Below are 18,925 nucleotides of genomic sequence, written 5' to 3'. Positions count from 1 at the left end.
CTGGGCGGAAGGGTCGGCGCGCTCACTTCTCGGCCACTCCCGCCGAGTCGAAGGTGGCGACCTCGTGCAGCACCCGCACCGCGCCCGTGACGACGGGGAGCGCGAGCAGCGCGCCGGTGCCTTCGCCGAGCCGCAGCCCGAGGTCGATCAGCGGGTCCAGGCCGAGGTGCCGCAGCGCCGCCGTGGCGCCCGGCTCGGCCGAGCGGTGCCCGGCCACCATGGCCCCGACCGCGTCCGGCGCGAACGCGGCGGCCGCCAGCGCGGCGCTCACCGCGATGACGCCGTCCAGCAGCACCGGCACCCGGCGCGCGGCGGCGCCGAGGACCAGCCCGGCCAGCGCGGCGTGCTCCAGGCCGCCGACCGCGGCCAGGACGCCCAGCGGGTCGGCCGGGTCGGGCGCGTGCCGGTCGAGCGCGGCTCGCACCACGCCGACCTTGCGGGCGTACGTCTCGTCGTCGACCCCGGTGCCCCGGCCGGTGGCCGCCGCCGGGTCGACCCCGGTGAACGCGGCGATCAGCGCGGCGGCCGGCGTGGTGTTGCCGATGCCCATGTCGCCGGTGAGCAGGATGCCGGCCCCGGCGTCGACCAGTTCCCCGGCGATCCGGATGCCGGTCTCCACGGCCGCCCGGGCCTCGTCCCGGGTGAGCGCCGCGGTCACCGTGAGGTCCCGGGTGCCGGGGCGTACGTTCGCCGCGACCAGGCGGGGGCCGGCCGGGTCGGCGGTCGGCTCGACCGGGAGCGGGGTGGCCACGCCGACGTCCACCACGGTGACCGAGGCGCCGGCCTGCCGGGCGAACGCGTTGACCACCGCGCCGCCGGCCACGAAGTTGGCGATCATCTGGGCGGTGACCTCCTGCGGCCACGGGGTGACGCCCTGGGCGTGCACGCCGTGGTCGCCCGCGAAGATCGCCACGGCGGCCGGCTCGGGCAGCGGCGGCGGGCAGGTCCCGGCGAGGCCGGCGAGGCGTACGGAGAGCGGCTCCAGGGCGCCGAGGGAGCCGGCGGGCTTGGTGAGCCGGCCCTGGAGTTCGCGGGCGGCCGCCATGGCGGCCTCGTCGAGCGGCCGGATCGCCGCGACGGTGGACTCCAACATCATGCCTCCAGGATCTCCGCCAGCACGCCGGTGAGGGCGTCGGTCGTCGCCGGATCGCGCACCGCGATCCGCAGCCAGTCCGGGCCCAGCCCGGGGAAGGTGTCGCCGCGGCGGACCGCCCAGCCGCGCTCGCGCAGCCGCTCCCGCACGGTGGCGGCGCCGGCCAGGTGCACCAGGACGAAGGCGCTGGCGGGGCGGCCGACGACGCGTACCCCGGGCAGGCCGGACAGGCGGGCCACCAGGTGGTCGCGGTCGGCGGCGAGCCCGGCGGCGATGGCGCGCTCGGCCGCGACGGCGGCCGGGGACGCGCAGGCGGTGGCGGCGGCCAGCGCCGGGGTGGAGACCGCCCAGAGTGGCTGGGCGGCGGCGAACCGGGCGAGCAGCCCGGGGTCGCCGAGCAGGTAGCCGATCCGCAGCCCGGCCAGCCCCCAGGTCTTGGTGAGGCTGCGGACCACCACGAGGCCGGGCAGGTCGCGGCGGGCGGCGAGGGACTCGGGCTCGCCCTCGACGCCGGGGGCCGCCGTGGTGTCGGCGAACGCCTCGTCGACCACGAGCACCCGACCGGGGCGGGCCAGCGCGGCGAGCGCGCCGGCGGGGTGCAGCACCGAGGTGGGGTTCGTGGGGTTGCCGAGCAGCACGAGGTCGGCGTCGGCGGGCACCCGGGCCGGGTCGAGCCGGAAGTCGTCGCCCGCGTCGAGCAGCACCCGCTCGACGGTGTGGCCGGCGGCCCGCAGGGCGGCCTCGGGCTCGGTGAACTGCGGGTGCACCACCACCGGCCGCCGGGCCTCGCGCAGGGCCCGGGCGATCAGCACGAAGCCCTCGGCGGCGCCGGCGGTGAGGAGTACCTCCTCCGGGGGACGCCCGTGCCGGGCGGCGACGGCGGCCCGGGCCGGACCGGGATCCGGGTACGCGGCCAGCGCGCCCATGGCGGCGACCAGCGGGTCGGCCAGCCAGTCCGGCATCGGGGCGCGGCGGACGTTGACCGCCAGGTCGACCAGGCCGGGGGTGGCCTCGGCGTCTCCGTGGTGGCCGAGGTCGGGCTCGCCCGCCCGAGCGTCGGTCCCGATCAGCTGAGCACGCATGTCCGCGATCCTGCCGGGAAGCCGCCGCCCGGGACAGCGGATCCCGGCGTGGGCCGCGTCACCACCGCTGAACCCCCTCGCCCGTTTATGAATTCTTCTCATTTCCGAATCGGAAATGTCATAGCTTGACCACGTGAGCAACCGACCCCTTGCCTCCGCTGGTCGTGCCGTGCCCCTCCTCCGCGCCGGGCTCATCGCCGGCATCGTGGTCGCCGCCGCGGCCTACCCACTGGCCGCCGTCACCGGCATCGGCGCCAAGGCCACCGCACACGCAGTGGAGCAGAAGACGAGCATCCTCAAGACCGCGCTGCCCGCCGAGACCTCGTACCTGTACGCGCCGGACGGCAAGACCGTGCTGACGATGTTCTACGAGGAGTACCGGCAGTACACCAAGATCGACGAGATGTCGCCGAACATCCAGCAGGCGATCGTCGCCGCCGAGGACAACCGCTTCTACCAGCACCACGGCGTCGACCCGAAGGGCGTGGCGCGCGCCTTCGTGTCCAACGCCCGGTCCGGCGGCGTCTCCCAGGGCGCCTCGACGATCACCATGCAGTACGTGCGGATGGCCCTGCGGGACAGCGCCAAGACGCCGAAGGAGGTCCAGGAGGCCACCCAGCAGACCAGCCTGCGCAAGGTCAAGGAGATGCGCATGGCGCTGGACATCGAGAAGCACGTCAGCAAGGAGCAGATTCTCGAGCGCTACCTGAACTCGGCCTACTTCGGCCACCGGGCGTACGGGATCTACGCGGCCGCGCAGATCTTCTTCTCCAAGACCCCGGCCACCCTCACCCCGGTCGAGGCGGCCACCCTGGCCGGCCTGGTCAAGTCCCCCTCGGAGTACGACCCGATCACCTCCGACCAGAAGGACGCCACCGGCCGGCGCAACTACGTGCTCGACAACATGGCCCGCCTCGGCTACCTCTCGCCGGACGCCGCCGCGGCGGCCAAGGCCGAGCCCATCAGGCTGCGGCTCACCAACCCGCCGAACGACTGCGCCTCGATCAACGACCAGTACCGCACCTGGGGCTTCGCCTGCGACTACCTGAAGAACTGGTGGAGCGCGCAGCCCGCGTTCGGCGAGAACCGGCTGGAACGAATGGACAAGCTGCGCCGGGGCGGCTACCGCATCGTGCTGAGCCTCGACCCGAAGATCCAGTCGGCGGCCGAGAAGAACGTCGGCGCCAAGGACAACACCGGCAGCCCGTTCGCCAACGGCGTGGTGGTCGCCGAACCGGGCACCGGGCGGGTCAAGGCCATGGCGGTCAACCGGAACTACTCGCTCGACCTGAGCGAGAACCCGAACAGTTCCAACCCGGAGGCCGGCCCGAAGGTGAAGGCGAACTATCCGAACACGGTGGCGCCGCTGCTCGGCGGCGGCACGCTCCCCGGCTACCAGGCCGGATCGACGTTCAAGATGTTCCCGATGCTCGCGGCCCTCGACTCGGGGATGAAGCTCTCGACCTCGTTCAACGCCCCGTACCGGTACAAGTCGTCGGTGTACGACGGCTGGGCCCCGTCGAACGCCAGCGGCGCGATGACCGGCCAGCAGACCATGTGGTCCGGCTTCGGGAAGTCGGTGAACACGTACTTCGTGTGGCTGGAGGAGCAGGTGGGCGCGGACCGGGCGGTCCGGCTGGCCGAACAGCTCGGGCTGCGCTGGCGCACCGACGTGGACCGCGACCAGGCGTCCCCGACCAAGGTGAAGAAGTGGGGCGCGTTCACCCTCGGCGTCTCCGACGCCACCCCGCTGGAGATGGCCAACGCGTACGCGGCCGTCGCCGCCGACGGACGCTACTGCGAGGCGATCCCGGTCAACTCGATCATGAACCGGGACGGCACGCCCGCCACCTACCGCACCCCGGGCGGGGTGCAGCGGGAGGTCGCCAAGCCGCGCTGCCGGCAGGTGGTCAGCGCCGACGCGGCCCGGGCGGCCACCGACGCGGCCCGCTGCCCGACCGGCGACAGCCCGGCCAAGGGGGGCTGCGGCGGCTGGTCGACCGCGGACAGCGTGCGGGGCACGGTCGGCCGCCCGGTCGCCGGCAAGACGGGTACCACGGACAGCACCCGGTCGGCCTGGTTCGTCGGCTACACGCCGGAACTGGCGGCGGCGAGCTTCATCGCCGACCCGGACAACCCGTTCAACGCGGTCGGCGACGGCCAGTCCCAGATCCCGGTGAACGCCGTGGCCATGACCCTCCGCGACGCCCTGAAGGGTCAACCCACCCGCCAGTTCACCCCACCCAGCGACCAGATCGTGGGCTGACGACCCCTCCCCGCGACTACCCGGGGGTGCGCCCGGGCCAGTTGATCAAGAGGTTTGCGCGCGGAATCGCTCGATTCCCGACGCAAACCTCTTGATCAACATCGGGGGTCAGCGGAGGTCGGCGGAGACGAAGCTCCACAGTTCCAGGTCCACCCGCGCGCCGTGGACGAAGCCGGCGTTGCGGAGCAGGCCCTCGTAGCTGAAGCCGGCCTTCTCCGCCACGCGGCGGGACGCCACGTTGCCGGCGGCCACCCGCAGCTCGACGCGCTGGAAGCCGTGCTCCAGGATCAGCGCGATGGCGACCGCGTCGACCGCCTCGGCGGCCAGGCCGTAGCCGCGGGCGTGCGGGGCGATCGCGTAGGACACCTCGGTCAGCCGCGCGCCCCAGTCGGTGCGCCGGGTCCACAGGCAGCCAACCACCCGCTGGTCCTCGCGGCGCACCACCGCCCAGTGGTCGCCCTCGCCGCTGTCCCGGCGCTGCCGGGCCAGCTCGGTGCACCAGGCCCGCCCGTCGATCTGACCCGAGGAGTCGGCCAGCGGCAGCCAGCGCTGGGTCTGCCGGTCCGCGAACACCTCGTCGACCGCCTCGGCGTCCGCCGCGACGAGCTGGCGTACCTCCGTGCGCGGCGTGGAGACGGTCAGCGCCGGGAAGCGCCGCACGGCCACCTGCCCGATCACGCCGGAGCCTCCGCGGGGGCCACGGCCGCCGCGACCAGCCGGGTCGCGATCTCCGGGTACGCCGCCCAGTGCGGCACGAGCTGCGAGGCGTGCACGCCCCGCCAGACGAAGCCCTCCGGGGCGCCGCCCTCCCAGCGCCAGGCCGCCCGCTCGCCGGCCCGCGGGGTGAGCACCGCGGCGTGCTGCTTGTGCCCCACCACCGTGGCGCCGGCCCGGGCCACCACGCTGTCACCGGCCGCGGTGGCCTCCCGGTAGCCGACCACGAGGCCGTCGCGGCTCGCGCCGACCGCGTCGAGCACCCCGCACATGGGCAGGCCGTCCAGCTCCCGGGCCAGCCAGAGCAGGCCGGCGCCCTCGGCGATCACCGGGCGGCCCGTGCGGGCCAGCTCGGCCACCGCGATGCAGAGCCGGCGGTTGGCGGAGAGCTGCTCCGCGTACGTCTCCGGGAGCCCGCCGCCGACGACCAGCGCGCGGGTGCCGGCGGGCAGCGACTCGTCGCGCAGCGGGTCGACGGTGACCACCTCGGCCCCCGCCGCGCGCAGCAGCTCGGCGGTCTCCGGGTGGCTGTAGCTGCCGCCCGGACCGCCGGCCAGCGCGACCACCGGCCGCTCCCCCGCGGGCGCTCCCGCGGCCGGCTCGGGCGACCACGGCGCGACGGTCAGCTCCGGGGCGGAACGGGCCAGCCCCAGCAGCCGGTCGAGGTCGACCGTGGCGGCGACCGCCTCACCGAGCCGGCGGACCGCCCGCTGGGCCTCGGCGTCGCGCTGGACCACCGGCACCAGCCCGTGCCGGCGGGCCGGCAGCACCGGGGGCAGCTCGTGCCGCCGCAGCGCCCCGTAGACCGGCACCCCCACGTCGTCGAGCGCCTCGCGCAGCATCGCCTCGTGCCGGGGCGAGGCCACCCGGTTGAGGATGACGCCACCCAGCCAGAGCTGCTCGTCGTACGCCCGGAAGCCGTGCACCAGGGCGGCCACCGACTGGCCCATGGCGGCCACGTCCACGACCAGCACCACCGGGCTGCGCAGCGCGGTCGCGACGGCCGCCGTGGACTCGGTCTCCGGGCGGCCGGCGATCGAGTCGTAGAGCCCCATGGTGCCCTGGACCAGCGCGAACCCCGCCCCGGCGGCGCCGTGCGCGAACAGCGGGGCGACCCGCTCCGGGCCGACCAGCCGCGGGTCCAGGTTGCGCCCCGGCCGGCCGGCGGCCAGCCCCAGGTAGGCCGCGTCCACCTGATCCGGGCCGATCTTGAACCCGGCCACGTCCAGCTCCCGGTCGGCGAGGGCCGCGAGCAGGCCGAGCGAGAGGGCACCCGTGCCGTGCCCCGAGGAGGGCGCGCTCAGCACGACGCGCGGCACGACGGTCATCATCGACTCCTGGTCTGGGGTGGTTTCCGCCCGCGTGACCATACCCGCCCGGCCCGACGCGCGGCGGCCGCCGGCCGGCCCGTTCCGGCCCGGTGCGGGTCAGTGGCGCCGCTCATACGGGTAGCCTTTGCCAACGTGTACCGGTTCCTGCTGACCCCGCGCTGGCTCGGCTATCTCGCGCTGACCCTGGTGGCCGCCGCGGTGATGGTGTTCCTCGGCAACTGGCAGCTGGACCGCTACCGGGGCCGCACGGCCATCAACGAGCGGATCGACGCCGGCGCCACCATGACGCCCGCGCCGCTGCGCGACGCCCTGCCCGCCCCGACCGGCGGACCCGGCACCGCCGGCCCGGCACCGGCGGACCGGCTCACCTGGACCCGGGTCACCGCCACCGGCCGCTACGACAGCGCGAACATCGTCCTGGTCCGCGGCCGGACCGTCGACAACAAGGTCGGCTTCGAGGTGCTCACCCCGCTGGTCCTCGCCGACGGCAGCGCGGTGCTGGTCGACCGGGGCTGGATCCCGCCCGTGCCCGGGGGCAACGCCACGGCCCAGCCGCCGGTGCCGGCCGCGCCGACCGGCGAGGTGACGGTCACCGGCCGGCTGGTGTCCAGCGAGAGCGGCGGCGGGGCGGTCGACCGGCGCGACGGCAAGCTGGAGACCCGGCGGATCAGCATCCCGCGCCTGGCCAGGCAGCTGCCCTACCCGGTCTCCGGCGGCTACGTGCTGCTCGACCAGCAGACCCCGACCGCCGACCCGGCCTTCCAGGCGGTGCCCATCGGGCACACCAACAACTGGCAGAACTTCGGCTACGTGGTGCAGTGGTGGCTCTTCGCCGGGATGAGCCTGGTCGGCTACGGCTGGGTCGCCCGCCGGGAGGCCCGGCGGCTGGCCGGCCTGGACGCCCCGCGCAAGCCGCTGGACCGGGCCGCCGAGCCGACCTCCGCCTGACCCCGTTTCGAGGCGCCCGAACCGGACATTCGGCGGGCACACCGGGCGGCGGGGACGCTGTAGGGTCCGGCCATGATCGCCAACCGTGGGGGGTCGCGGTGACCCCTGATCCCACGACGCCGCTGCCCGCCGAGCCGCCGCCCCCGGCCGCGTACGACCCGTGGTCCGCCATGCCGCCGGCCGCCGCCCCGTTCCCGGCGCCGCCCGCGCCGCCCGCTCAGTTCTCGGCGCCGCCCGCCACCGCTCAGTTCTCGGCGCCGCCCGCCACCGCCCAGTTCTCGGCGCCGCCCGCCACCGCCCCGTTCTCCGCGCCGCCCGCCACCGCCCCGTTCTCCGCGCCGCCCGCCACCGCCCCGTTCTCGGCGCCGCCCGGCCAGTTCGCCGTGCCGCCGGGGGCGCCGGTCGGGATGCCGGCGCCGCACGGCGGGGCGCTGGTCCCGGCGGCGCCGTACCCGCCCGTACCGGCCCCGCTCCCTGGCCCGCTGCCGCCGGCGCAGTCCGTGGTGGCCGTGCAGATCGGCGAGATCATGGTGACGCCGCCGGTGATCCGCACCCCGGCCGGCGTCCTGCCGCTCGCCGGCTCCTCCTGGCACGTGGTGGACCACTGGCAGAAGGAGGAGAAGGTGGCCACCTGGGCCGTGGTCGCCGCGATCCTCGGCTTCTTCTGCCTGACCGTGTTCAGCCTCCTCTTCCTGCTGGTCAAGGAGACGCGGCACCACGGGACCGTGCAGGTGACGGTGACCAACGGCGGCCACCAGTACGTCGCGCGGATCCCGGTAAGCGACCAGTTCCAGGTGCAGCAGATCAACAACCAGGTCAACTACGCGCGGTCGCTGTCGACGGGTTGAGCCGCGCGCCCGGAGGCGGTGCCGCGCCGCCTCCGGCCCGGCGGGTCAGCCGGTGACCCGACCGGCGTGGATGGCCCGGACCGCGTCGATGGTGTCCGCCTCGGCGGCGGTCTTGTCGTCCCGGTAGCGCACCACCCGGGCGAAGCGCAGCGCCATGCCGCCCGGGTAGCGGCTGCTGGCCTGCACCCCGTCGAAGGCGATCTCGACCACCTGCTCCGGCCGGACCCGGACCACCCAGTCGCCCTTCTCCACCGCCAGCGCGAGGAAGCGCTCGGTCTGCCAGCGCAGCAGCTCGTCGGTGAGCCCCTTGAACGTCTTGCCGAGCATCACGAACTCGCCGGTGCGCGGGTCGCGGGCGCCCAGGTGCAGGTTGGAGAGCCAGCCCTGCCGCCGGCCGCTGCCCCACTCGACGGCCAGCACCACCAGGTCGAGGGTGTGCCGGGGCTTCACCTTGACCCAGGCCGCGCCGCGCCGGCCGGCGTCATAGGGCGCGGCCGGGTCCTTGACCACCACGCCCTCCTGACCGGCGTCGACCGCCGCCGCGAAGGCCGCGCCGGCCTGCTCGGGGTCGTCCACCTCCACGCGGCCGACCAGCAGCGTCGGGTCGACCGCGGCGGCCAGCGCGGCCCACCGCTCCCGGCCGGGCAGGTCGATGAGGTCCGTGCCGTCGAGGTGCAGCAGGTCGAAGAAGTATGGCGTCAGCACCGTCTCGCCGGTGCGCTCGGCCGCGGCCAGCACCGCGGGCGCCACCGGCGTGCGCCCGGTGGTGCTCGGGGTGGTGCGCCGGGCGGCCCGGCTGGAGGTCTCCTGGAACGGCAGCGGCCGGCCCTCGGCGTCCAACCCGATCGCCTCGCCGTCGAGCACCAGCTCCCGGGCGGGCAGCGCGCGGACGGCGGCCACCACCTCGGGCAGCCGGCCCGTGATGTCGTCGAGGCTGCGGGTGAAGACCGCGATGTCCTGACCGGACCGGTGCACCTGGATGCGGATGCCGTCGAGCTTGACGTCCACCACCGCCGGGGTGCCGGTGGCCGTGAGCGCCTCGTCGACCGAGGGCGCGCTCTGGGCCAGCATCGGGGCGAGCGGGCGGCCCACCTGGAGGCCGAACCCGGCCAGCGCGGCCGCACCGCCGGAGAGCGCCGCGACCGCCACGGCCCGCAGGTCGCCGGCGAGCAGCAGGGCCCGCCGGACGGCCGTGACCGGCACGTCGGCGGCCCGCGCCACCGCTTCGGTGAGCAGGCCGGCCTGGGCGCCCTGGCGCAGCTCGCCACGGAAGAGGCCGACCAGCAGCCGCTGCTCGTCGGCCGTCGCCGCGGCGAAGAGCCGGCCGAGCAGCTCACGCCGTCGGGCCTGGGAGCCGGCGCCGCCGACCGCTGCGATCTCCTCGATCGCCGCGTCGACGCCGCCCACGGTCAGGCTCGGCTCGGCGGCCGGCGGGGGCAGGTCACGCAGGCTCGCCCAGCCCACCCCGGTCTGCCGTTGCCGCAGCTCGCCGGCCAGGTAGCCGGCGCCCGCGGGCACCTCGTCGGGGTCGAGCGACCGCAGCGCGGCGGCCAGGAGCTCCACCTTGGCCCGCCGGCCGCTGGTGGCGCCCACCGCCGCCGACGTGGCCGCCAGCTCAAGGAACCGCACGTGACTCATCCTGCCAGCCACCCCCGACACCGGGGCGGATCCCGGGCGATCTTGGGGAGTTGGCGCCCCCCAGGAACGTCAACTCCCCAAGACCCCGGAAGCCGCGGGCCGGCTCAGGCCGAGACCGGCTCCTCGATCCGCAGCCCGCGGGCGCGCACCTCGTCGGCGACCCGGGTGAGCAGCGTGTCGAGCGCGACCAGCGCGGCGGAGAGCTCGCCGAGCTGTTCCTTGAGCGTGTCCTCGGGCCACGCGGAGACATCGACGTCCCCCAGAGCACTGACGGCGGCCTGGAGCCGCGACATCTCGTCGTTCGTACGCATGTTCGAAAGGCTATAACACCCCGTCGCCCGACACACCACAAACTCCGACATCGGCCCCGAAGTTACGGTTTCGACACCTCAAGTGCGGTTCCGGCCCGCCTCGGCGACCTTCGCCAGCAGCAGCGCCTCGGCCGCGCAGACCCGGGCGAACTCGCCCAGGTGCAGGCTCTCGTTCGGACCGTGCGCCCGGGCGTGCGGGTCCTCCACGCCGGTCACCAGGATCGCCGCGGCCGGGAACATCTCCTGGAAGGTGGCGATGAACGGGATCGAGCCGCCCACGCCGATGTCGACGGGGTCCGTGCCGTCCCAGGCCTCCCGGAACGCCGCCCGCGCCGCGTCGAACATCGGCCCGGTGGCGTCGATGACGCAGGGCGCGCCGTCATGCTCGAACGTCACCGTCACCTGCGCGCCCCACGGGGTGTGCTTCTCCAGGTGCGCGATGAGCGCCGCGTACGCCTTCTTCGGGTCGTCGCCCGGCGCCAGCCGTACGCTCAGCTTCGCCTTGGCCGCCGGGACCAGCGCGTTCGGCGCCTCCCCGGTGGCCGGGGCGTCCACGCCGAGGATCGCCAGGGCGGGCTTGGTCCAGAGCCGGTCGGTGATCCGGCCGGTGCCGAAGAGCTCGGCGCCGTAGACCAGCCCGGCCTCGGCGCGGAACCGGTCCTCCGGGTAGTCGACGGCGGCGCCCTCGCGGCCGACCAGACCCTCGACGGCCACGTCACCGGCCTCGTCGTGCAGCGTGGCGAGCAGCTTCACCAGCGTGGTGAGCGCGTCGGGCACCGCACCGCCGAACATGCCGCTGTGCACGGCGTGGTCGAGGGTGCGCACCTCCACGAAGCAGTTGACGATGCCGCGCAGCGAGGTGGTCAGCGCGGGCACCCCGATGTCCCAGTTGCCGGAGTCGGCGATGACGATGACGTCCGACGCGAGTTCCTCACGGTGGGCGATGAGCAGCTGCTCCAGCGACTCCGAGCCGTACTCCTCCTCGCCCTCGATGAAGAGGACCACGCCGACCGGGAGCCGGTCGCCGAACGCGCGCAGCGCCGCGACGTGCGCCATGATGCCGGCCTTGTCGTCGGCGGCGCCCCGGCCGTAGAGGCGGCCGTCCCGCTCCACCGGCTCGAACGGGTCGGACTCCCAGAGCGACAGGTCGCCGACCGGCTGGACGTCGTGGTGCGCGTACAGGAGAACGGTGGGCGCGCCGGGCGGGGCCGGCTTCGTCCCGATCACCGCCGGCTGGCCGCCGGAGCGCACGATCTTCGTGTCGAGGCCGCAGCCGCGCAGCAGCTCGGCCACCGCCTCGGCGGAACGCTCGACGTGCGAGTGGTCGAAGCCCTCGAAGGCGATGCCCGGGATGCGGACGAGTCGCTCGAGGTCGGCACGGACGCCGGGCAGTTCCCGCTCGACGGCGGCCCGCACCTCGGACTCGGACATGATCGGTGAGGTCATGACCGGAATCGTATGCCGGCCTTACCTCGCCCCGCCGTCCGAGCCCGCCCCTCCGCATCGGCGGACGTAGTAGCGGCCGGCGTCGTGCGGCAGGTCGGGGGCGCCGTCGACCACCAGGTCCACCGCGGCGCCGGTGCCGTCGGCGGCGAAGTGCGCCCGCTCCCCGGCGTGCCAGCGGCGCAGCTCGGGCAGGATCTCCGCGCCGTCACGGGCGAGCGCCCGGGACAGCCGCAGCCCGGCGGGCGCCGTGACGAGGACCGACAGGGTCGCCTCCGGCCGGATCGCCGCCCGCGCCGCGCTCACCCCCTCCACGATGAGCACCGGACCCGCCGGCACCGGCACCGCCCGGTCCAGGAACCGCCGCCGGACCCAGCTGTACCGGCGGTAGGCCCCCGGCCGGCCCGCCCGGACTGGTCCGAGCACCCACTCCTCAAGCCGGGGCCAGAAGGTGAACTGGTCGTCCCAGCCGTCGAGCAGGTCGTCGGTGCGGACCACCGGCGGCCGGGTGCCGCCGGGCAGCGCCGCGACGGCGTCCGCGAGGCGCGTCGCGAAGACGCTCTTGCCCGCGCCGCTCGGCCCGTCGACCGCCACCAGTCGGGTACGCCCCAACCGCGCCGGCCCGGCCAGCACCCGCCGGGCCAACCCGGCGTACGCCTCGACCACCGCCACCGTCACCCGACCGACGCTAGCGAGTCCCTCTTCCGCTGGATCCTGCGGCACCAGCGGACCGTTCGCCGCGCGGGCCGGCGTCGCCGTGGGCATCATCGGGAGGTGCTCCATGACGTGATGAGTCCGGGCGTCGACGCCCTCCTCGAACAGGCCCGCGCCGGCCTCCACCGGCTCACCCCGCACGACACCGTCGAGGCGGTCCGGGCGGGGGCCCTGCTGGTCGACACGCGGACCGAGGCGCAGCGCCGCGAGCAGGGCGAGCTGCCCGGGGCGATCGTCATCGACCGGACCGTGCTGGAGTGGCGGCTCGACCCGGCCAGCGCCTGGCGCATCCCCGAGTCGACCAGCTACGACCGCCAGATCGTGGTGGTGTGCCGCGAGGGCTTCAGCTCCAGCCTGGCGGCCGCCGGCCTCCAGGCGCTCGGCCTGCGCCGGGCCACCGACATGATCGGCGGCGTGCAGGGCTGGCGGGAGGCGGGCCTGCCGATGTCCGAACGCCCCGCCGACATCCGCTACTGACGCCGCACACGGCCGGCACGCCCGGGCCGCTCAGGCGGTCGGAGCGCCGGGCGGGATGAACGGCAGGCCCGGCGGCGGGCCGGACTCGATCAGCCGCCACAGCGCGTCGGTGTCGAGGTGCTCCTCGACCAGGTCGCCGAGCAGGTCGAGGGTGCGCTCCCGGGCGGCGGCGAACGCGGTGTCCGGGGCGACCTTGAACCCGGTCCGCCCGGCCAGCTCGGCGACCTCGGTGAGGAAGCGGCGGCGGAAGGCGTCGGACTCGAAGGCGCCGTGCCAGTGGGTGCCGTGCACGGCGCCCAGCCGTGCCCCCTCGCCGGTGCCGTCGGCGTAGCGGAGCAGCGGCGGCAGGCCCGGGTCGGCGGCGGACACCTGGCCGTGGTGGATCTCGTAGCCGTCGACCGGCACGTCCCCGGCGGCGGTGCCGGCGGCGCGCCGGACCGTCTTGCGCGGGTCGAAGGTGATCTCGACGGGGAGCAGCCCCAGGCCGGGCACGCTGCCCGCCCGGCTCTCCACCGGGTCGTGGATGGCGCGGGACAGCATCTGGAACCCGCCGCAGATGCCGAGCAGCGGCCGGCCGGCGGCGGCGTGCGTCAGGACGGCGTCGGCCAGGCCGGTCTCCCGCAGCCAGGCCAGGTCGGCCACGGTCGACTTGGAGCCGGGCAGCACCACCAGGTCGGCGGCGGCCAGCTCGGCCGGCTCGACGGTCAGCCGGACCCGGACGCCGGGCTCGGTGGCCAGCGCCTCGACGTCGGTGGCGTTGCTGATCCGGGGCAGCCGGACCACCGCCACGTCGAGCCAGTCGGTGCCCCGGGGCGCGGCCGGCCGGCCGAGCACCCGCCCGTACGCGAGCGAGTCCTCCGCGTCGAGCCAGAGGTCGAGCGCCCAGGGCAGCACGCCGAGGGTGGGACGGCCGGTGACCTGGTGCAGCATGTCCAGCCCCGGCCGGAGCAGCTCCAGGTCGCCCCGGAACTTGTTGATCACGAAGCCGGCCACGAGGGCCTGGTCGGCCGGGTCGAGCAGCGCGACCGTGCCGAACATCGAGGCGAACACGCCGCCCCGGTCGATGTCGCCGACCACGATCGCGGGCAGGCCGGCGTGCCGCGCCAGCCCCATGTTCACGTAGTCGCCGGCCCGCAGGTTGATCTCGGCCGGGCTGCCCGCGCCCTCGCAGATCACCACGTCGTACTCGGCCCGCAGCTCGGCCAGCGCCGCGTACGCGGTCCGGGCCAGCCGGGGACGCAGCTCCCGGAAGTTGCCGGCGGTGACCGTGTCGACCGCCTCGCCGAGCAGCACCACCTGGCTGGCGTGGTCGCTGCCCGGCTTGAGCAGGACCGGGTTGAAGCGCAGGTTCGGGTCGAGCCCGCAGGCGGCGGCCTGCATGGCCTGGGCGCGGCCGATCTCGCCGCCGCGCCCGTCCGGCCCGACCACGACGGCCGAGTTGTTGGACATGTTCTGCGCCTTGAACGGGGCGACCCGCACGCCGCGGCGGCGCAGCCAGCGGCAGATGCCGGCGGTGAGCACGCTCTTGCCGGCGTCGGAGGTGGTCCCGGCGACCAGCAGCCCGCCGCTCACCGCCCGCTCCCCGCTGCTCGCCCGCTCCCCGGTCGCGCCCCGCGGAGGGCGCGCAGGGCGGCGCGGCCGGTCGCGCCGACCAGGCGACCGACCGTCACCGGATAGGCCGCCGCGAGGCCGAGCGCGGCCAGGCCGACCGTGCCGGAGAGCCGGGCGGCCCGCTTCAGGTGCCGCGCCTCGGGCCGGGGCCCGTCCCCGAGGAACGGCCGGGTCTCCTCGCGTCCGAAGTAGACGTTGCGCCCGCCGAGCCGGACGCCGAGCGCACCGGCCATGGCGGCCTCGCACTGCCCGGCGTTCGGACTCGGGTGGTCGTTGCGATCCCGTCGCCAGACCCGCCAGGCGGCGGCGCGGTCCCCGTGCGCGGTCGGCGCCACCGCGACCGTGAGCAGCCCCGTCAGTCGGGCGGGGACCAGGTTGAGCAGGTCGTCCAGGCGGGCGGCCGGGGTGCCGAAGCGGGCGTACCGGGGTGAGCGGTGGCCCACCATCGCGTCGAGCGTGTTGGCCGCCCGGTAGCCGAGCAGGCCGGGCAGCCCGGCGACGGCGCCCCAGACCAGCGGGGCGACCACCGCGTCGGAGGTGTTCTCGGCGACCGACTCGACGGTGGCCCGGGCCAGTTCCGGCTCGTCGAGGGCCGACGGGTCCCGCCCGCACAGGTGGTTGAGCCGGCCCCGGGCGGCGGGGAGGTCACCGGCCTGCAGGGCCCGGGCCATCACGCGCGACTCGTGCCGCAGGGTGCGCCCGCCCAGCACCGTCCAGGTGCCGGCGGCCACCAGCGCGGCCCGGGCCACCGGGCGACGACCGGTGGCCAGGCCGGCCGCCACCCCGAGCAGCACCGGCGCGCCGACCGCGAGCGCGGTGAACGCCGCTCCGGCCGACCGCTCGGGCCGGTAGATCCGCCGCTCCAGGGCGCCGGCCGCCCGGCCGAAGCCGGCCACCGGGTGCCAGTGCCGGGGATCGCCGAGCAGCGAGTCCAGCGCGTAGCCCGCCACCAGTCCCGCCGCGTTCGCCATGGCGGTCGCCTGCCGCACTCGTCACCACCTCCGGCCGGCCAGCCTAGTCGTACGGCGGGGTGGCCACGCCGGCGTCGCCACCCCGCTCCCCCGTGGCACGATCCGGCGGCTCAGGCGGGCACCGGGGTGCGCCGGCGACCCCGCCGGTTGCGACCGCTCCCGGCGCTGCCGTCGACATCGTCGGTCGAGCCCGGCTCGTCGGCGGCCGGCTCGGCGGCCGACTCGTCGTCGCCGCCCTCCGCGGCCAGTTCGTCGTCGCCGTCCTCGGCGGCCGGGCCGTCGGGCTGGTCGTCGAACGGATCCAACAGCCCGTCGAGGTCTCCGGCCGTCCCGTGCACCCCGGTCGAGAGCCCGACCCGGGGGACGTCGAACTCGGACGGGAACTCGTCGTCGAACGGCCGGTCGTCGAGCGACGCCGGAGCCTGCGCGTCCGGCACCGGCTCGGTCGCCTCGCCGTGCACTCGGCGCTCCGCCTCGGCGTCCTCGACGGTGCTGGTCGTCATGCCGGGCCGGTTGCGCAGGAACCGGGCCCGGCCCCGGGACAGGTCGTGCCCGACGGCGACGGCTTCCAGTTCGTAGAGGGTGCGGTGGTTGCCGGCGTCGTCGGTCCAGTCGCGGGTGTAGAGGCGGCCGGCGACGACCACCGGGTCACCGACCGCCACCGAGGCGGCCACCCCCTCGGCCAGCTTGCGCCAGCAGTTCACCCGCACCCGCAGGCTGTTGCCATCGACCCAGCGGCCGCTGTCCCGGTCGAGCCGGCGGGCGGTCGAGGCGACCTTGAAGTTGGCCACCAGGGTGTTGCTCTGAGTGGTCCGGCGCCATTCCGGCGCGGTCAGCACGTTGCCGACGATCGTGACGTACGTATCGAACATCGCCCCTCCCAAGGGGAACTCGGCTTGTCCGGCCGAGCCTCGCCCGGCGGCCGGACCGGGACCAGCAGCTCCCGGCCGGCCTGTGGACGACGGACCGGCCTGTGGACAACCCCCTGATCAAGGTCCCGCCTGCTAGGTACCACCGGCCCTACGGCACTGACCTGCGGCGGAACATGATCAAGATGCCCCGTCGGTGAGGCGGTTCCGGACCCGAGCCGATTGGGTAAGGACTTGATCAACCGAGAGAAAGGGAGCGACGATGCTTCTCCGAGACGTCTGCGAGACCCGGCGATGAGCGCCGTGGCGAACCCCGCGACCGTGGCCGAGTGCCTCCGCGTCGGCGCCGGGTTCTCCCAGGGCGACCGGAACTGGATCGCGGAGCAGTTCGCGACCCTCGACGCCCGGCTCGCCGGGTTCCACGCCGACGCCACCGAGCTGGAGGTGTCGGTCAAGGACCGGAACGCCCGGGGCCAGAAGGTCACCCTGGAGTGCTGGGTCGCGGGCCGGCAGAAGATCGTCACCACCTCGTCGGAGGAGGACCTGCACGCCGCGCTCAACGACGTCCGGGACGACCTGCGCCGCCGCCTCAACGACGCGAAGACCCGGCAGGAGCCGCGCCACAACAAGCACCTGCGTGAGACGGACCAGCCCGAGGGCGTCCCCGCGCAGGCCGCCGAGCGGGCCGACGCGGAGACCGTCTGAGATCACCCCGCCTCCGCCCGCGCCCGGTGCCGGCGGGCGGGGGCGGGGGCTACCGCCGGGTAGGGTTGCGGCGTACCGTCACGGTCGTGGAACCGGACGTGCTGGGACCGCCCTACGAGCGGCAGACGATCGACCTGGGCACCGACGACGAGGGACCGGTCGTCGCCACCCTGGTCCGCCGGCGGGCGGAGCGCCCGACCGGCCGGGCCGTGCTCTACGTGCACGGCTTCGTCGACTACTTCTTCCAGACCCACGTCGCCGACTTCTTCGCCGAGCGCGGCTGGGACTTCTACGCGCTCGACCTGCGCAAGTACGGCCGCAGCCTGCAACCGCACCAGACCCCGAACTTCTGCCACGACCTGAGCGACTACTTCCCGGAGCTGGACGCCGCCGCGAAGATCATCCGCGAGGACGAGGGGCACGACACCCTGCTCGCCATGGGCCACTCCACCGGCGGCCTGATCATCTCACTCTGGGCGCACGCCCGCCGCGAGGCCGGCCTGGTCGACGGGATCTTCCTGAACAGCCCGTTCTTCGACATCAACGCGCCCTGGCTGGTCCGTCGACCCCTCGCGGCCGCCGTCTCCCGGCTGGGCCGCCGGGCGCCGCAGCGCATCCTCCCCTTCGGGCTGGGCACGGTGTACGGCGAGAGCCTGCACGCCGACCATCGCGGCGAGTGGCGGTACGACCTGGCCTGGAAGCCGCTCGCCGGGTTCCCGGTGCGGGCCGGTTGGATCAACGCGATCCGCGCCGGCCAGCGCCAGCTCCGGGCCGGCCTGGACATCCCGGTGCCGGTGCTGCTGGCCTGCTCCACCCGCAGCTACCGGGGCACGAAGTGGCACGACTCGGCCACCCTCGCCGACGCGGTGCTCGACGTGGAGCACATGGTGCGCTGGGCACCCCGGCTCGGCCGGCACGTCACGCTGGCCCGCTTCGACGGCGGGCTGCACGACCTGACGCTCTCCGGCCCGGCCGTACGCGAAAAGGTGTTCGCGGAGGTCGGCCGCTGGGCGGACGGCTTCCTCGGCGTCGGGCCGACCGAGGCGGAACCGGCGCCGGCGCCGCGGCGGCCGGCCGACGAGCCGGCCGGGGCGAGCGCAGAGGGCTGAGCCGGACCGGTCAGCGGTAACCGGCGGTCGCCGTCGCGAGGGCCGACCGGATCCGGTCGAACGTCGCGACCGGATGACCGCCGGACGTGGCCGGCAGCAGCAGGCCCAGGCAGCGCAGCGCCACCTCGCCGTCCGGGCCGGCCTCGACGCCGAACACCGGCGCGCCCACGTACCCGACGGGCAGCTCGGTGGTGACCCGCACCTCGTCGCCGTGACGCGCCACCCGCTCGATCACCGCCTCCAACGGCCGCGACCCGTCGTCACCGACGCCGAGCGCCAGCACGAACGCCGAGCGGGGCTCCGCGCCGACCCGGGCGACCGCCTCGGCCGGCGCCGCCACCGCGTCGGTCACCTGCTGGGTACGCCAGCTCCAGCCCCGGTCGTCGGCGTACCCGTGCAGCCCGCCGGTCGGCATGGCGGCCAGGCCGACCTCCGGCAGGTCCAGCCACCGGTCCGCGAAGTCGGGCAGCTCGACCGGCTCAGCGGCCGCGTCCGCCGGCTCGGTGACGCTCGGCCGAAGCCCGATCTCCCCGTACGGCGTCCGGGTGGTCGCGGCGGCCGTGAGCAGCCACTCGTGCACCACCTCCCCGTCGTCGGTCGCGCCGATCAGCTCGCTGAAGAAGAAGGCGGTGCCGAAGGTCCCGGCCGGCGCGCCCGGACCGTCGGACCCGTGCACGGGCAGGATGGCGCGGCCGAGCAGCTGGCACAGCTCGTAGGCGATGTCGTTCTCGGTTTCCGGGTCGAGCAGCACGACGCCGAGGTTACTGACCGGTCCGGCGCCGGTGGCCCGTGACC

Annotated in this window: 18 protein-coding genes; 6 read left to right on the top strand and 12 right to left on the bottom strand. The window is 75.5% G+C overall.

Annotated elements, in window-relative coordinates:
* Positions 1-22: 22 nt before the first annotated feature.
* Together cobT and cobC are read right to left on the bottom strand one after the other, a co-directional pair.
* A complete protein-coding gene (cobT, locus tag FXF50_RS21685; RefSeq protein ID WP_148430767.1) occupies positions 23-1,093 on the bottom strand; it encodes a nicotinate-nucleotide--dimethylbenzimidazole phosphoribosyltransferase in 1,071 nt (356 codons plus the stop codon).
* A complete protein-coding gene (gene cobC, locus FXF50_RS21680; RefSeq protein ID WP_148430684.1) occupies positions 1,093-2,175 on the bottom strand; it encodes an Rv2231c family pyridoxal phosphate-dependent protein CobC in 1,083 nt (360 codons plus the stop codon). Before cobC ends, cobT begins: the two co-directional genes overlap by 1 nt.
* 133 nt (positions 2,176-2,308) lie before the next feature.
* On the opposite strand from cobC, the gene FXF50_RS21675 reads away from it, so the two are divergent.
* Positions 2,309-4,441, top strand: a complete 2,133-nt coding sequence (locus FXF50_RS21675; RefSeq protein WP_148430682.1) for a transglycosylase domain-containing protein — start codon at positions 2,309-2,311, stop codon at positions 4,439-4,441.
* A 108-nt stretch (positions 4,442-4,549) separates the two neighbouring features.
* Here the strand turns inward: FXF50_RS21675 and FXF50_RS21670 are convergent, their stop codons facing one another.
* A complete protein-coding gene (locus tag FXF50_RS21670; RefSeq protein ID WP_148430680.1) occupies positions 4,550-5,119 on the bottom strand; it encodes a GNAT family N-acetyltransferase in 570 nt (189 codons plus the stop codon).
* Positions 5,116-6,483 (bottom strand): cobyrinate a,c-diamide synthase, encoded by a 1,368-nt coding sequence (locus FXF50_RS21665; RefSeq protein WP_148430678.1) that lies wholly within the window; start codon positions 6,481-6,483, stop codon positions 5,116-5,118. The genes FXF50_RS21670 and FXF50_RS21665 overlap by 4 nt, the downstream gene beginning before the upstream one ends.
* A gap of 135 nt (positions 6,484-6,618) precedes the next feature.
* On the opposite strand from FXF50_RS21665, the gene FXF50_RS21660 reads away from it, so the two are divergent.
* Both FXF50_RS21660 and FXF50_RS21655 read left to right on the top strand, forming a co-directional pair.
* Entirely contained in the window at positions 6,619-7,434 is an 816-nt protein-coding gene (locus FXF50_RS21660) for an SURF1 family protein (RefSeq protein ID WP_148430677.1), read from the top strand.
* A gap of 98 nt (positions 7,435-7,532) precedes the next feature.
* Positions 7,533-8,282, top strand: coding sequence for a hypothetical protein (locus FXF50_RS21655; RefSeq protein WP_148430675.1), 750 nt, complete (start codon positions 7,533-7,535; stop codon positions 8,280-8,282).
* Positions 8,283-8,327: 45 nt separating this feature from the next.
* Here FXF50_RS21655 and FXF50_RS21650 read toward each other — a convergent pair whose 3' ends face one another.
* The 4 genes from FXF50_RS21650 to FXF50_RS21635 all read right to left on the bottom strand — a co-directional run bounded on the left by FXF50_RS21650 (position 8,328) and on the right by FXF50_RS21635 (position 12,352).
* Entirely contained in the window at positions 8,328-9,920 is a 1,593-nt protein-coding gene (locus tag FXF50_RS21650; protein WP_255510137.1) for an ATP-dependent DNA ligase, read from the bottom strand.
* Positions 9,921-10,024: 104 nt separating this feature from the next.
* Complete coding sequence (locus FXF50_RS21645) at positions 10,025-10,231, bottom strand: hypothetical protein (protein ID WP_148430671.1); 207 nt, start codon at positions 10,229-10,231, stop codon at positions 10,025-10,027.
* 78 nt (positions 10,232-10,309) lie between these two features.
* The gene (locus FXF50_RS21640) at positions 10,310-11,662 is read right to left on the bottom strand and encodes a dipeptidase (RefSeq protein ID WP_187399766.1); all 1,353 of its coding nucleotides are present in this window, start codon (positions 11,660-11,662) and stop codon (positions 10,310-10,312) included.
* Positions 11,663-11,698: 36 nt separating this feature from the next.
* On the bottom strand, positions 11,699-12,352 hold the full coding sequence (locus FXF50_RS21635) for a uridine kinase (protein ID WP_187399760.1): 654 nt from the start codon (positions 12,350-12,352) through the stop codon (positions 11,699-11,701).
* A gap of 111 nt (positions 12,353-12,463) precedes the next feature.
* Here FXF50_RS21635 and FXF50_RS21630 point away from each other — a divergent pair, with 111 nt between their 5' ends.
* Positions 12,464-12,865: a rhodanese-like domain-containing protein gene (locus tag FXF50_RS21630; protein ID WP_148430765.1), complete on the top strand. Its 402-nt coding sequence runs from the start codon at positions 12,464-12,466 to the stop codon at positions 12,863-12,865.
* A 30-nt stretch (positions 12,866-12,895) separates the two neighbouring features.
* Here FXF50_RS21630 and FXF50_RS21625 read toward each other — a convergent pair whose 3' ends face one another.
* From FXF50_RS21625 to ssb, 3 genes are all read right to left on the bottom strand, one after another.
* Positions 12,896-14,437, bottom strand: coding sequence for a cobyric acid synthase (locus FXF50_RS21625; RefSeq protein WP_148430667.1), 1,542 nt, complete (start codon positions 14,435-14,437; stop codon positions 12,896-12,898).
* A complete protein-coding gene (locus FXF50_RS21620) occupies positions 14,434-15,465 on the bottom strand; it encodes a cobalamin biosynthesis protein (protein ID WP_148430665.1) in 1,032 nt (343 codons plus the stop codon). The genes FXF50_RS21625 and FXF50_RS21620 overlap by 4 nt, the downstream gene beginning before the upstream one ends.
* 92 nt (positions 15,466-15,557) lie before the next feature.
* Positions 15,558-16,319 (bottom strand): single-stranded DNA-binding protein, encoded by a 762-nt coding sequence (gene ssb / locus FXF50_RS21615; protein ID WP_148430663.1) that lies wholly within the window; start codon positions 16,317-16,319, stop codon positions 15,558-15,560.
* Between the two features lie 291 nt (positions 16,320-16,610).
* Between ssb and FXF50_RS21610 the strand changes: the two genes are divergently transcribed.
* Positions 16,611-17,021: an HPF/RaiA family ribosome-associated protein gene (locus FXF50_RS21610; RefSeq protein ID WP_148430661.1), complete on the top strand. Its 411-nt coding sequence runs from the start codon at positions 16,611-16,613 to the stop codon at positions 17,019-17,021.
* Between the two features lie 86 nt (positions 17,022-17,107).
* Entirely contained in the window at positions 17,108-18,130 is a 1,023-nt protein-coding gene (locus FXF50_RS21605) for an alpha/beta hydrolase (protein ID WP_148430659.1), read from the top strand.
* A gap of 10 nt (positions 18,131-18,140) precedes the next feature.
* On the opposite strand, the gene FXF50_RS21600 is transcribed toward FXF50_RS21605, so the two are convergent.
* The gene (locus FXF50_RS21600; RefSeq protein ID WP_148430657.1) at positions 18,141-18,881 is read right to left on the bottom strand and encodes a hypothetical protein; all 741 of its coding nucleotides are present in this window, start codon (positions 18,879-18,881) and stop codon (positions 18,141-18,143) included.
* Positions 18,882-18,925 lie beyond the last annotated feature (44 nt).

The organism is Micromonospora sp. AP08 (assembly GCF_008085935.1).
In the GTDB taxonomy this organism is placed as follows: Bacteria; Actinomycetota; Actinomycetes; order Mycobacteriales; family Micromonosporaceae; genus Micromonospora; species Micromonospora chersina.
This window is presented reverse-complemented; position numbering and strand designations above follow the sequence as displayed.

What these genes read in the sequence shown, in the direction of transcription:
- cobT (WP_148430767.1), bottom strand. Translation starts at nt 1,093, where the DNA reads ATGTTGGAGTCCACCGTCGCGGCGATCCGGCCGCTCGACGAGGCCGCC.
- cobC (WP_148430684.1), bottom strand. Translation starts at nt 2,175, where the DNA reads ATGCGTGCTCAGCTGATCGGGACCGACGCTCGGGCGGGCGAGCCCGAC.
- FXF50_RS21665 (WP_148430678.1), bottom strand. Translation starts at nt 6,483, where the DNA reads ATGACCGTCGTGCCGCGCGTCGTGCTGAGCGCGCCCTCCTCGGGGCAC.
- FXF50_RS21650 (WP_255510137.1), bottom strand. Translation starts at nt 9,920, where the DNA reads ATGAGTCACGTGCGGTTCCTTGAGCTGGCGGCCACGTCGGCGGCGGTG.
- FXF50_RS21645 (WP_148430671.1), bottom strand. Translation starts at nt 10,231, where the DNA reads ATGCGTACGAACGACGAGATGTCGCGGCTCCAGGCCGCCGTCAGTGCT.
- FXF50_RS21640 (WP_187399766.1), bottom strand. Translation starts at nt 11,662, where the DNA reads ATGTCCGAGTCCGAGGTGCGGGCCGCCGTCGAGCGGGAACTGCCCGGC.
- FXF50_RS21630 (WP_148430765.1), top strand. Translation starts at nt 12,464, where the DNA reads ATGAGTCCGGGCGTCGACGCCCTCCTCGAACAGGCCCGCGCCGGCCTC.
- ssb (WP_148430663.1), bottom strand. Translation starts at nt 16,319, where the DNA reads ATGTTCGATACGTACGTCACGATCGTCGGCAACGTGCTGACCGCGCCG.
- FXF50_RS21610 (WP_148430661.1), top strand. Translation starts at nt 16,611, where the DNA reads ATGAGCGCCGTGGCGAACCCCGCGACCGTGGCCGAGTGCCTCCGCGTC.